The sequence below is a fragment of the Flavobacterium succinicans LMG 10402 genome (genome assembly GCF_000611675.1).
GTDB lineage: Bacteria > Bacteroidota > Bacteroidia > Flavobacteriales > Flavobacteriaceae > Flavobacterium > Flavobacterium succinicans.
Genome location: NZ_JATV01000011.1, coordinates 21,088 through 34,099, shown reverse-complemented (window position 1 = coordinate 34,099; position 13,012 = coordinate 21,088). Strand labels below are relative to the sequence as shown.

The 13,012-nt window shown below is 34.8% G+C and carries 11 protein-coding genes; 6 read left to right on the top strand and 5 right to left on the bottom strand.

Features of this window, described 5'->3' with window-relative positions:
- Window positions 1-13: 13 nt before the first annotated feature.
- The 3 genes from AO58_RS0111795 to AO58_RS0111785 form a co-directional block, all read right to left on the bottom strand.
- Entirely contained in the window at window positions 14-847 is an 834-nt protein-coding gene (locus tag AO58_RS0111795) for a phosphate ABC transporter substrate-binding protein (RefSeq protein WP_024981902.1), read from the bottom strand.
- Between the two features lie 365 nt (window positions 848-1,212).
- The gene (locus AO58_RS0111790) at window positions 1,213-2,295 is read right to left on the bottom strand and encodes a sensor histidine kinase (RefSeq protein ID WP_024981901.1); all 1,083 of its coding nucleotides are present in this window, start codon (window positions 2,293-2,295) and stop codon (window positions 1,213-1,215) included.
- Window positions 2,296-2,461: 166 nt separating this feature from the next.
- Entirely contained in the window at window positions 2,462-3,145 is a 684-nt protein-coding gene (locus AO58_RS0111785) for a response regulator transcription factor (protein WP_024981900.1), read from the bottom strand.
- A 242-nt stretch (window positions 3,146-3,387) separates the two neighbouring features.
- Here AO58_RS0111785 and AO58_RS0111780 point away from each other — a divergent pair, with 242 nt between their 5' ends.
- The 5 genes from AO58_RS0111780 to AO58_RS0111755 all read left to right on the top strand — a co-directional run bounded on the left by AO58_RS0111780 (window position 3,388) and on the right by AO58_RS0111755 (window position 9,831).
- Window positions 3,388-6,171: a TonB-dependent receptor gene (locus AO58_RS0111780; protein ID WP_024981899.1), complete on the top strand. Its 2,784-nt coding sequence runs from the start codon at window positions 3,388-3,390 to the stop codon at window positions 6,169-6,171.
- A 190-nt stretch (window positions 6,172-6,361) separates the two neighbouring features.
- Window positions 6,362-7,558: a beta-helix domain-containing protein gene (locus AO58_RS0111775; protein WP_024981898.1), complete on the top strand. Its 1,197-nt coding sequence runs from the start codon at window positions 6,362-6,364 to the stop codon at window positions 7,556-7,558.
- 109 nt (window positions 7,559-7,667) lie between these two features.
- Complete coding sequence (locus AO58_RS0111770; protein ID WP_024981897.1) at window positions 7,668-8,006, top strand: T9SS type A sorting domain-containing protein; 339 nt, start codon at window positions 7,668-7,670, stop codon at window positions 8,004-8,006.
- A gap of 114 nt (window positions 8,007-8,120) precedes the next feature.
- Window positions 8,121-9,101: a LuxE/PaaK family acyltransferase gene (locus AO58_RS0111760; RefSeq protein ID WP_024981896.1), complete on the top strand. Its 981-nt coding sequence runs from the start codon at window positions 8,121-8,123 to the stop codon at window positions 9,099-9,101.
- Window positions 9,102-9,111: 10 nt separating this feature from the next.
- On the top strand, window positions 9,112-9,831 hold the full coding sequence (locus AO58_RS0111755) for a hypothetical protein (protein WP_024981895.1): 720 nt from the start codon (window positions 9,112-9,114) through the stop codon (window positions 9,829-9,831).
- Window positions 9,832-9,881: 50 nt separating this feature from the next.
- Here AO58_RS0111755 and tyrS read toward each other — a convergent pair whose 3' ends face one another.
- Window positions 9,882-11,174 (bottom strand): tyrosine--tRNA ligase, encoded by a 1,293-nt coding sequence (tyrS, locus tag AO58_RS0111750; protein WP_024981894.1) that lies wholly within the window; start codon window positions 11,172-11,174, stop codon window positions 9,882-9,884.
- 81 nt (window positions 11,175-11,255) lie between these two features.
- On the opposite strand from tyrS, the gene AO58_RS0111745 reads away from it, so the two are divergent.
- A complete protein-coding gene (locus AO58_RS0111745) occupies window positions 11,256-12,248 on the top strand; it encodes an NAD-dependent epimerase/dehydratase family protein (protein ID WP_024981893.1) in 993 nt (330 codons plus the stop codon).
- A 158-nt stretch (window positions 12,249-12,406) separates the two neighbouring features.
- Here AO58_RS0111745 and AO58_RS0111740 read toward each other — a convergent pair whose 3' ends face one another.
- Window positions 12,407-12,961, bottom strand: coding sequence for a YbhB/YbcL family Raf kinase inhibitor-like protein (locus AO58_RS0111740; protein ID WP_024981892.1), 555 nt, complete (start codon window positions 12,959-12,961; stop codon window positions 12,407-12,409).
- Window positions 12,962-13,012: the final 51 nt, after the last annotated feature.

The window sequence follows — 13,012 nt, the reverse complement described above, 5'->3', positions numbered from 1 at the left end:
ATTTAGATTGCGTTTATTTCAAAGGATAATAACCTACTTCGACAATTACATTTTGTCCTTCGGCACTCAAGATCCAATCAATAAATTTTTTCGTATCGCCCGTGGGTTTTTCTCGCAAATACATAAAAAGATATCTTGAAATGGGATAAGTTCTATTCTTTATCGTAGCAGCAGAAGGCAACACACCTTTACTCTTTGCATCTTTCTTAACTTTACAATCTTTAACGCCTTCCGCATAGGCAGCACCTCCGTAGCCAATCCCAAATTTATCTCTTTTTATTGCATTGACAATAGCTGCCGTTCCCGGCAAGGTTTGGCAATTACGAGCAAAATCTGTTTTTACCACATGGTCTTTAAAAAACTCGAAGGTTCCCGAACTACTTTCTCTTCCATACAATTGAATCCTCGCGTCAGGGCCACCTACTTGTTTCCAATTCGTGATTTGACCCGAAAAAATATCGGCCAATTGTGGAATGCTCAATTCGCTGACAGGATTTGCATTATTTAAATATACCGACAAGCCATCTTTGGCACAAGCAATTTGAATACCGTTTTGGTTGTATTTGCTTTTTAGTTTTTCTAACTCTTGCTGATCAATCGGACGACTCGAATTGGCAATCACCGTTGAACCATTAATCAATGCCGCAATCCCAACACCCGAACCTCCGCCAGTCACTTGAATGCTAATGCCTGGGTTTTTCTTCATGAACACTTCGGCCCATTTTTGAGATAAAATCACCATCGTATCCGATCCTTTTACAGTTATTCGCTTAGGAATAGAAAAGGAAAAAGCACCGAATGCCACAACAACTAGAAGGATAACGACCTTGAAACTTATTTTATACATGTAAAATAATCAATTTAATTTTTACAAAAATAATGGAAAATTAAACATTCCATGTTAACTCAAAATTATGCTGTTTGCTAAAAAAACAAAGTAAGCATTTGTCAAACATCAGAACTGACGATATAATCATACCCAACAATTCCTTAAACCCAGATTCCGCATTAGAAATCTACTACAACTAAATTCTTCTTCAAAACCAAGAACTTACTCCCATTTTTAAATTCAAAATACAAAAGTATTAGCTCATTGGTTTATATTTATATAGGTATTCGCTGAACGTTGTTTCCTTCTTCAAAAATAGTCCGTGAGCTCCTGCTTTTATTGAATAATTCAGTTTCGCTACGAAGTCTAATGCGGATTCTGGGTTAAACAGTGTCGGTTTTGATTATAGGTTTAGCTTTCTCTAATGTAAATGAAAATTCTGAACCGATGCCATACTCACTTTCCACATAAATTTTTTCTTTATGGGCTTCAACAATGTGTTTTACAATAGATAATCCCAAACCTGATCCGCCTTCAGACCTAGACCCGCTTTTGTTAACACGATAGAAACGTTCAAATAATCTCGGGATATTATGTTTTTCTATTCCTTCACCATTATCCGTAACGCGGATTAGTATTTTTTTACTGGTTAAGTTCACTATAGCGACTTCAGTTGCTCCACCATTTTTTCCATATTTTATGGAATTTACCAGAAGGTTTTCAACGATTTGCTGAATTCTATCTTTATCTCCATACACAAAGACGGGTTGAATATTATGGTGCTCGAAAGACAGTTTGATTTTCTTTTTGTCGGCTTTCATTTCCAATAAATCAAAAACATTCTGTATGATCTCTACAATATCAAAATTAGTGAACTCAAGATTCAAATCACCCGATTCTAATTTGGTGATCATGTCCAAATCTTCTACTATATAAATCAAGCGTTCCACTCCTTTTTCGGCTCGTTTGATGTATTTTTTTCGAACCGATTTATCATCAATAGCACCATCCAACAAGGTCGACAAATAGCCTTGAACGGTAAACAAAGGGGTTTTCAATTCATGTGATACATTTCCTAAAAACTCACGACGATAGACTTCGCGCACTTGAAGCATTTCAATCTCTAACTTCTTATCTGATGCGAATTTTTTAACCTCACGGGTCAGCGTTTCCATATCAGTAGTAATGGGTTGATTGACAAAAGAACTGGATTCAAGCAAGGCCACATCATCGTATATTTTTTTTACTCTTCGGTAAATAAAGCGCTCCACTCGATATTGAATAACCAAAAATGCAAACGCATAGGTTCCTATGAAAGCAATAATGGCATAAGAAAAAATCAAGGTAGACTCGGGCTTGAAAAAAGCTTGAAGCAGAATAATGGATGCCAATGCTACAAATAAACTGATGTATAGTGCCGATTTGATCGCGAATTTGTAGGTTTTCTTAAAATTGATTTTAACCATGTTATTTAGTTCCAAAGCAAAAAAATTAAATATTATAAAAACGAATTGATACGAAGTTAAACTTCTATTTGTAACACAAAAATCACAAATAACAACCTAATAGCAAGTTATTATTTGTGATTTTACAAGAATATAAAAAGGTACAAATGAAGTTTTGTATACAATACTACACTTCAAATTTATAGCCCACTCCTTTAATGGTTTTGAATAAATCCTCACCAATTTTTTCTCTTAATTTTCGAATGTGTACATCGATGGTACGTCCACCCACTACAACTTCATTGCCCCAAACTTTATCCAAAATTTCGTCCCTTTTGAATACTTTACCCGGTTTTGAAGCCAATAAATAAAACAATTCAAACTCTTTTCTTGGTAAAGCAATTTCGACATTGTCTTTGATGATTTTGTATTCTTCGCGATTAATCTCTATCCCTCCTACATTCAACGTTTCGCTATTTTGAGTCTCTTCCTTTACTCTTCGCAATAAGGCTTTGACTTTACTAACCAATAATTTTGGTTTAATGGGTTTAGTAATATAATCATCGGCACCTGCATCAAAACCTGCAACTTGCGAATAATCTTCGCTTCTTGCGGTCAAAAATGTAATGATCACATGACTCAATTCCGGTATTTTTCGAATGTTTTCACAAGCTTCCATTCCGTCCATTTCTGGCATCATCACATCCATAATAATAAGATCTGGAATTTCTTTTTTAGCTTTCAAAACAGCTTCTTTTCCATTGCTTGCGGTCACGATTTGATAACCTTCTTGAGCCAAATTGTAGCCAACAATTTCCAGAATATCTGGCTCATCATCAACTAATAAAATTTTAGTGCTTCTTTTTTTCATAAAAAATGGTGCAAAATCTATTACAATAATTCAAATTTAGGCTTTTATAACTAAAATTTCACAAAAACCATCGTAAATGTAGCCATAAAGAAATCATATAAAAAAGCGCATTCAGACTACTTAACTTTAATTTAACCTGTTAACATTTATGTAATGGTAATAAAACACAATGTTAATATTCAAGTAACATCGGCTTTACCACTAGCACGCTATTTTTGCCCCCAACAAACAAAGACAACACAATGAAATTAAAACTTTTGATCCTAACCCTTTGTATAAGTGTATTTGGATTTTCACAAAACAAAGGAACCATTACTGGAATCTTATCAGACAAAGACTCGAATAACCAACCATTGCCATTTGCGAATGTAACTTTAAAAGGAACAAAAATTGGGGTTAACACTGATATTGATGGTAAATATAGTATTAGCGTTTCACCAGGAAACTATGTAGTTCAATTTAGTTTTGTAGGTTATGAAACCGTTGAAGTACCTGTAAATGTAAAAGAAGGCGCAACAGTTACTTTGAACAAAGCCATTGGATCCGGTAGCTACAAACTTGAAGACGTAGTCATCAAAGCAACAGCTCCAAGCCGAGAAAAAGAGACCGCTATCTTGTTGGACCAAAAAAATGCTGTAGTTTTTAAACAAAGTATTGGAGCGCAAGAAATGGCTCGTAAAGGAGTAAGTGATGTCGAAGAAGGTTTAACTAAAATTACCGGTATCACTAAAGTAGAGTCAAGAGGACTTTTCGTAAGAGGTTTAGAAGATCGTTACAATAATTTATTGATTAATGAATTACAAGCTCCATCCAATAGTCCATTTACAAAAATCATCCCATTGGATATATTTCCAACTGACATTGTTGGTGTTTTAAATGTTTACAAAACATTCAATCCAAACATTTCTGGAGATTTTGCTGGAGCAACAGTAAATATTGAAACTGTTCAAGCTAAAAGCATCACTAAACTTTCTGTAGGTGTTGGCTATACTACCAACAATAACGCGGCTGATTTTTTAATCCACAGCGATGCTAATAATACACAAGGATTTTTTGGATTAAACGGTAAAGATCGTCAATTGAGTGGTGTTTTTGGAAAAGTGCCATCTACCAAAATCATGACTCCAGACGAATATAATAATGCGTATGAGAATAACACTTGGAATGTTGATAAAACATCAAGCCCTCTGAACACAAGTGTTGGCTTTATTCATGCTGAAAAATTCAATTTAGAAAACGGAAACAAAATCAATTATACTCTTTCATTAAACGGAGATAATAAATATGTAATCCGTAAAGGAGTTGACCGTACCTTCATTTTGGGTGCTGGAGATTATGATAACAATTTACAAAAAGAGAGTTACAGCTACCAAACTAATGCTTCTGCATTGGCAGCGATCAACTACAAAACTAATCGTTTTGACATCGGCTTAAATTCATTTTATTTAAGATCAACCGATAGTGAAATTCAAGATCAATTAGGGTATACTAACAACCAATCAAGTAATCCAAATATTTTAATTCGTACCAATCAATTTGATCAGTCTGACTATATCAACTCGCAATTGTTCGGAAATGTAAAACTGACTTCAGATGAAAAACATACCTTGAAATTTGGTGGTTCTTTCGTTAAAACATCATACGAACAACCAGATCGTAAGTTCATCATTGGAGAAAAAGTATCTCCTACTGAAATCAATGTTTCTTACGGTGGAAATCATTTGAACAGACAATACTTAGACATTAAAGGAAATTATTATTTTTCAGGTTTATTAGAATACAATCTTAAATTTAATGAAAAAGAAAACGGTAAATCCAACCGTTTAACTGTAGGATACAATGTTTTTGAAAATGATTTAAAATCTACCTACAGAATATTTTCAGGACTTCGTTCAGTGAACAAAAATTACACCGCGCCTATCAACACAATCAATTCATTTATTGTTGACGACATCAACAATGGTATTCTTGCTGTACGCGAGGAATCAAATGCAGATTATAAAGTAAAATTAAATCAAATTGTTAACGCAGGATACATCAATTACTTGCACAACTTTGGCGAAAAATTAGAAGTAAATGCTGGTGTAAGAGTTGAGAATTCAGACAGAATCGTAAGCTACAGAAGCATTGGTCAAATCATAAACGGACCGTACAAAAAAATAGATGATCAAAATTTAGATATTTTACCAGTATTAAATGCCAAATACCAAGTAACAGAAACTAGTAATTTACGTTTTAACGGTTCTAAAACCATTACTAGACCAGTAACCATGGAATTATTACCTATACAATACATTAGCCCAGATGGTAAATCTATCTTAGGTAATCCAAACTTAAAAAACACCGAAAACTTCAACATCGATTTGAAATATGAATTGTTTCCAAAAAATAATGAATTAATTGCTGTTGGTTTATTCGCCAAACAAATTCAAAATCCAATTGAAAGAATATTCATTGCAAGTGCTGGTGGAAGTGGACAACAAATGAACTACAAAAACTCAAAAGAAGCATCACTTTTCGGAGCAGAGATTGAATTATTGTTACAATTGGATAGAATCTCACCTGCTTTAGCTGATTTTTCATTCGGATTAAACACATCCTTATCTAAAACAGATGTAAAAGTAGAGTACGGTGCAACATCTATTGAAAACAATCCAAGCAGAAAATTGCAAGGAGCTTCAGAATGGATAATTAACTCCGATTTGAAATATGATTTCGAATTTAGCGAAGTAATGAAAAACTCCATATCATTGGTATATGGCGTGTACGGGCCAAGAATATTTGCTGTAGGTTCTGCAGGGATGGACAACATTTATGAAAAACCATTTCATAAATTAGACTTCATCTGGTCTAGTAAACTAACTAAAAATATCGATGCTAAGTTTTCTGTAGATAATTTACTAAATCCATTATATAAAATGGAGCTAGGTAACAACAATAAATTTGCCATTAACGAAGACTCTCTTTTATTGGAATCCTTCAAGCGCGGAAGAGGATTTTCTTTAAACCTCTCTTATACATTTTAACATCAAAGCTACCCTCAGAGGTAGCTTTTTTTTTGAAATATATTCAAAAGTTTATCAACCGATTTGTTTACATAAAATTTACCTAATGTTCAGCTTTTAGCAATAGTATTATAATATTTAGTTAACACCTTTAGCGAATTGTCACTATACATTTGTAACAAATAATCACAACAAACAAATAATAAGAAAAATGAAAAAATTAGTATTAAGCCTATCGATTGTAGCTTTATTTTTAGGAAGTTGTTCTTCTGACAATGAAGATATTTCAACACAACCGCTTCCAACTGGAACTATTTCAGGAGATATTACAACTGCAAAATCGTTCCCTAAAGGAAACTATACTATTCAAGGAACTGTTAAAGTTAAAAACGGTGGATCGTTAACTATTGAGGCTGGATCAGTAATCACTGCAACAGTTGGAGACGGAACTCCTGATGCGCTATTAGTAGAAAATGGTGGTAAATTATTCTTAAACGGAACCGCTGCTTTGCCTATCGTATTTACTGAGACATCAAAAACTCCAGGATCATGGGGAGGAATTATTATGTTTGGTGATGCTCCAATCGTTGGTGCTAATGGTGTTACAACGGCTACTTCTGAAGACGGAAACAACTTACCGTACGGAGGAACAAATGCAGCACATAATGGCGGTTCATTAAAATATGTTAGAGTAGAATACGCTGGAAAAAAATTAACTGACAACACAAGTGAAATGAACGGATTCTCTTTCTATTCTGTAGGATCAGGAACTGTTCTAGAAAACTTAGTAGCTTACAAAGGAGCTGATGATGGTTTTGAATTTTACGGAGGAACGGTTAGTGCTAAAAACTTAATTTCTTTCGGTAACTTTGATGATTCTTTTGACTGGCAAGATGGTTGGAGAGGTGAAGCTAACACTAACTGGTATGCTTACCAAGTTGGAACAGGTAACTACGGAATGGAAATTGAAGCAAAAGCAGTAAACAATGCTTTCGGACCAAAAGTTAGCAACATCACTTTAACTAGAGCTCCTGGAACGGTAACTGAAGGAGGATCTTCTGCTAATGAGTTTGACGCCATTCAATTCAAAAAAGATGGAAATGGAGAGTACAGCAATGTGGTGATTTCTGGTTACACAACTACTAACGCAACTCTTACTGCTACAGCGGTTAGAATTCAAGATAAAGCAACTAATGACAACCAAGTAAATGGTGGTGTTGAAAAAATAGGAAAAATCAAAATGTTGAATGTAAAAATCAACGACGGCACTTCTCAATACGCTGGAGTAGGAACTACTTTTACAGTTACTTTCCCAACAGCAAATTTCACAACAAGTACTACAGCTACAGGAGCTACTTTAACTGCTGGTGCATGGGCAATTGTTGATGGCGTTAGCTTGATCAAATAATTTCAAGAATAAACAAAATACAATATTAAAATGCCTTTCAAAATTGAAAGGCATTTTTTTTTAATATATCAAATCAAATTCCATATCTTTACTATTAAAATTAAGGCTAATGGTAAAAAACTACTTTTATATTACACTCTTATTGGTTCTGTTTTTCTCCTTAGGCCTTTCGGCTCAAGAAAGTAAACCTCAGCCAAAGCCACAAGAAAACGTTTCTATTGAAGGGTTGAGCTTGTACCCTAATCCCGTGAATAATGGTAAAGTATACATTTCTACCAAAGAAGATTTAGAAAAAGAAATCACCATTTTTGATGTTTTAGGAAAAAAAGTGCTTCAAACACAATTAAGTTCGAGAGAACTCAACGTTTCAGCACTACCACCTGGAGTTTACATCATTAAAATTAATGAGAATCAAGCCACTGCAACACGAAAACTGATCATTAGGTAATTATAAAAAAACAACCACTAAACTCCAACCTTGTTGGAGTTTTTTTTGTTTACCCCTTTTTTTAACCACGCCAAAAAAGGGTAAAAAAGTATACCTTTGTAAAAAAACTTTCTATTGGTCTCAAATTCTGACATTTTCTCTATTTCCAATCAAAAGCAATTTGAAAAAATCGCTTTAAAAACCTTTCGTTATCAATACGAAAACAACTTGGTGTACCAAGAATTCTGTGACTTATTAAAAACCAATGTGCAACAAGTAAAAACACTGCAACAAATTCCGTTTTTACCCATTCAGTTTTTTAAAAGCCATGAGGTTGTGAGCAGTAACGAAGCTCCTCAAGCTATTTTTACGAGCAGTGGCACTACAGGAATGATTACCAGTAAACATCTCGTTACGGATGTCTCTTTATATGAAGAAAGCTATCGTAAGGGATTTTCTCAATTTTATGGCAACATAGAGAATTATGTAGTTTTGGCGCTTTTACCTTCTTATTTAGAACGCGAAGGCTCCTCTTTGATTTATATGGTCGAAGATTTGATTCAGTTATCCAATCAACCTGAAAGTGGCTTTTACCTCAACAATCACGACGAATTAATAGAAAAGTTAATCGAATTGGATTGTCAGGGACAAAATGTGATTTTGATTGGTGTTACCTATGCCTTATTGGACTTGATTGAAAAAAGAAAATTCCAGCTCCAAAATACCATCATTATGGAAACGGGCGGTATGAAAGGCAAACGCAAAGAGATGATACGCGAAGAATTACACCAACAATTATGCGCTGGTTTTGGAGTTTCTAGCATTCATTCAGAATACGGGATGACCGAATTACTCTCACAGGCGTATTCTCTTGGAGAAGGCCTATTTGAATGCCCTTCTTGGATGCAAATTCTCATTCGAGATACCGAAGATGCTTTAAGCTATATAACCAACGGAAAGACTGGAGGAATCAACGTAATTGATTTGGCCAATCGCAATTCCTGCTCTTTTATTGCTACTCAAGATTTGGGTAAAAAATACGCTAACGGTACTTTTGAAGTGTTAGGTCGTTTTGACAACTCAGATATTCGTGGGTGTAATTTGATGGTGGTTTAATTCTTTTTTTATGAGAAAAATAGTGATGTTGTTTTTTTGCTTTCCACTATTGGTTGCTGCTCAATTACAAATAAAAATCAACACAATTACTACTGATAACAGTGATAAAAACCATAGAAAGTTCAACATTGAATATACTCTAGAAAACACTAGTGATAAAGAAATTGCCTTTTTCTTCACTCCAAATCATTTCAATTCTGCTCACCGTGGATCCTTGCAAACAGCAATGTTATTTAAAATATTTGAAAATGACACGTTAATTCCAGCCGACGGAATGCTATCGAATTCAAAAAATGATTATTCCAAACTCTCGAATGTATTAGATAATACTGAGAGACTTAAAATTTTGGATAAAATGAAAGCAGATGAGCTAAACATATCTCTAGACTCCCTCCGTTCCTATCGAAAAAAAATCATCAGTGATCCTGATTTTTTTCAAAAAGAATCTAGTAAAAGACTCATGAATAGCATCATTAGGTTACCTCCAAAATCAAGCAAATCCTACCATAAAATTCTCTATTGGAACAAAAAAAGATATTTTAAAACCGATGATAACGAATATTATTTTGGTGAAACAAGTCCCTTTTTTATTGAACTTTCCATAGTAGCCCTTAAAGAAGAATTGAGTTTTAAATTAAGTTCAGAAGACTTCAAAACCATAAAAAAGGATACTTCTTTTATTAAAGGCTATTTTACATCTAACAAAACTCTTATCGATTTGTCAAAATAAAAAAGTCCGCAATAAAAATTGCAGACTTTTTACTGTATAAATTTCGGGTGTTACACCACTCTAATCACAAAATAATTTTTCTTACCACTTTGCAACAAGACAAATCTATCGTTGATTAAGTCGTTGGCTGTCAACACAAAATCTTCTTTTACTTTTTCTCTATTTACCGAAATAGAATTGGCCGTCAAAGCTCTTCTCGCTTCACCATTCGATTTAAAGAAACCTGTTTTTTCATTTAAAACTATAATGATATCCAAGCCAGCTTCCACTTCATTTTTTGCAATTTCTGCCTGAGGAACACCATCAAAAACTTCTAAGAATGTGGCTTCATCTAATTGTTTTAAGTCATCAGCCGTAGCATTTCCAAACAAAATTCCAGAAGCTTTAATTGCATTTTCTAAATCTTCCTTAGAATGTACCATAATCGTGATTTCCTCGGCTAATTTCTTTTGTAACAAACGCAAATGTGGTGCTTCTCTATGTTGCAACGTTAACTCCTCGATGGCTTCTTTGGTCAAGAACGTAAAAATCTTGATGTATTTTTCCGCGTCGACATCAGAAGTATTCAACCAATATTGGTAGAATTTATAAGGTGACGTTCTAGCGGCATCCAACCAGATATTTCCTCCTTCGGATTTTCCAAACTTAGTCCCATCAGCTTTAGTAATCAAAGGACAAGTTAAAGCATAGGCTTTCCCTCCTTCTTTTCTACGAACCAATTCGGTTCCTGTGGTAATATTTCCCCATTGGTCACTTCCTCCCATTTGTAGGGTACAACCTTTGGCTTTGTATAAATGCAAGAAATCATAGCCTTGCACCAACTGATAGGTAAACTCCGTGAAAGACATTCCCTCGGCTGCTTCTGAGGACAAACGTTTCTTTACCGAATCTTTGGCCATCATATAATTCACCGTAATGTGCTTTCCGATATCGCGAATGAAATCCAGAAACGAAAATTCTTTCATCCAATCATAGTTGTTCACTAGCTCAGCAGCATTATCATTATTCGACGTGAAATCTAAAAAACGTCCTAATTGCGCTTTGATCGCTTCTTGATTGTGACGTAAAGTAGGTTCGTCTAATAAATTTCTCTCATTTGATTTCCCAGATGGATCTCCAATCATTCCAGTAGCTCCACCAACCAAAGCCAATGGTTTGTGTCCTGCTAACTGAAAATGTCTCAACAACATCACGCCTACCAAATGACCAATATGCAATGAATCGGCAGTTGGGTCAATACCCACATATGCCACACGCATTTGCTCCAACAAATGTTCTTCGGTGCCTGGCATAACATCGTGGAGCATTCCTCTCCAAGTCACTTCTTCAATAAAATTTTTCATTTTTTTTCAATTTTGACAAAGATAAGAATTTCAACGGCAATGACAATTTGAGTTATGAGTCAAAATAGTATATTTGTCCTTATGATATTAGTAACAGGAGGAACCGGCTTAGTTGGCGCACATTTATTGCTTCATTTGATAGAAAATGGAGAACAAGTTCGGGCAATCTATCGAACAGAAACAAATTGTTTTAAAACAAAAGCGCTCTTTAGCTATTACCAAAAAGAGCATTTATATGATTTGATTCAGTGGATTAAAGGAGATATTTTGGACATTCCTTCTCTTGAGATGGCATTCCAAAACATAAAACAAGTCTATCATTGTGCTGCTTTTATTTCGTTTGACCCCAAAGACGAAGATGCCATCCGAAAAACGAATATCGAAGGAACCGCCAATATTGTCAATTTTTGTTTGGCAAAAAAAACTGAAAAATTATGTTTTGTGAGTTCGATTGCCGCATTGGGCGACTTAGCCCCTCACGAAACAGAAATCACCGAAACCACCGAATGGAATCCAGAAAAACCGCATAGCGATTATGCTATTTCAAAATACGGTGCCGAAATGGAAGTTTGGCGCGCTCAACAAGAAGGACTGAAAGTGATTATTGTAAATCCAGGTGTAATTTTAGGCCCAGGTTTTGCTGACCAAGGTAGCGGCACTTTATTTACAGCTGTACAAAAAAGAATGTTCTTCCATACTTTGGGGTCCACGGGTTTTGTTGCAGTGCCTGATGTAGTAAGCCTGATGTACCGCTTAATGAAAAGCGACTGTTGTGGAGAACGCTTCACCTTAATTGCAGAAAACCTTAGCTTCAAAACGATCTTGTTTGAAATTGCCGATGCTCTAAAAACAAAAAGACCGACGTTATACGCCAGTCCTTTTTTAACTTCTATAGCATGGAAAATGGATGCTTTAGTAGCCTTTTTACACCTTAAAAAAAGAACTTTTACCAAAGTGACCGCTATTGCTTCTCATACCAAAACGTTGTACAGTAACGAAAAAATAACAAACGAAATGCACCCAAATTTTACATGTATTAAAGAATACATTCACAAAATTGGATCGTCGTTTTAAGTACAACAATCCCATTCAAAAAATTCAATACAATTAGTTATAACTCAAAGAGCATTTTATAGAGATAAGAAGCTAGAAAAGAACTCCCAAAGTACAAAGCAAACGATAACAAAATCTGCTTCTCTTACAACCCTTTTGTGTACACTACTTTTCCAGTACTAATTGTCTCGCTTGTAATATGCTACAATACTCGCTTTTGCAAGAGTGTTGTTCCAAAGATAAAAGCCAACAACAGCAGGATTAATATTTGCATCAAGCCCTAATTTGTCCGTTTTTAAGGCATAAACTGTTATAATGTACTGATGAAAACCGTGTCCGATAGGTGGGCAAGGACCACCAAAGCCATTAATTCCGTAGTCCGTTTTGCTTTGTATAGCCCCTTTTGGAGCCAAATTAAGCTTAACATTACCTGCGTTAGTCACCAATTCGTTTATGTTTTCAGGAATATCAAATACAACCCAATGCCAAAAACCACTTCCAGTTGGAGCATCAGGATCATACATTGTAACAGCAAAACTCTTTGTTCCTTCAGGTGCATTTTCCCAAAACAACTGTGGTGATTCGTTGTCTCCCGAACAGCCAAATCCATTAAATTCTTGTGTTTTAGTGGTAGATCCTCCCAAATTTTTACTGGATAGAGAAAATGTTTTTTGTCCAAAAACAGAGGTTCCTAAAAGCAAGAACAGTACTAAAATTAAATTTGTTTTTTTCATTTTTGTAAATCTTATAATATAATGCGAAGTTAAGAGTAACACTACCGATTA

What these genes read in the sequence shown, in the direction of transcription:
- AO58_RS0111795 (WP_024981902.1), bottom strand. Translation starts at nt 847, where the DNA reads ATGTATAAAATAAGTTTCAAGGTCGTTATCCTTCTAGTTGTTGTGGCA.
- AO58_RS0111770 (WP_024981897.1), top strand. Translation starts at nt 7,668, where the DNA reads ATGGTAAAAAACTACTTTTATATTACACTCTTATTGGTTCTGTTTTTC.
- AO58_RS0111780 (WP_024981899.1), top strand. Translation starts at nt 3,388, where the DNA reads ATGAAATTAAAACTTTTGATCCTAACCCTTTGTATAAGTGTATTTGGA.
- AO58_RS0111790 (WP_024981901.1), bottom strand. Translation starts at nt 2,295, where the DNA reads ATGGTTAAAATCAATTTTAAGAAAACCTACAAATTCGCGATCAAATCG.
- tyrS (WP_024981894.1), bottom strand. Translation starts at nt 11,174, where the DNA reads ATGAAAAATTTTATTGAAGAAGTGACTTGGAGAGGAATGCTCCACGAT.
- AO58_RS0111785 (WP_024981900.1), bottom strand. Translation starts at nt 3,145, where the DNA reads ATGAAAAAAAGAAGCACTAAAATTTTATTAGTTGATGATGAGCCAGAT.
- AO58_RS0111775 (WP_024981898.1), top strand. Translation starts at nt 6,362, where the DNA reads ATGAAAAAATTAGTATTAAGCCTATCGATTGTAGCTTTATTTTTAGGA.
- AO58_RS0111740 (WP_024981892.1), bottom strand. Translation starts at nt 12,961, where the DNA reads ATGAAAAAAACAAATTTAATTTTAGTACTGTTCTTGCTTTTAGGAACC.
- AO58_RS0111755 (WP_024981895.1), top strand. Translation starts at nt 9,112, where the DNA reads ATGAGAAAAATAGTGATGTTGTTTTTTTGCTTTCCACTATTGGTTGCT.
- AO58_RS0111745 (WP_024981893.1), top strand. Translation starts at nt 11,256, where the DNA reads ATGATATTAGTAACAGGAGGAACCGGCTTAGTTGGCGCACATTTATTG.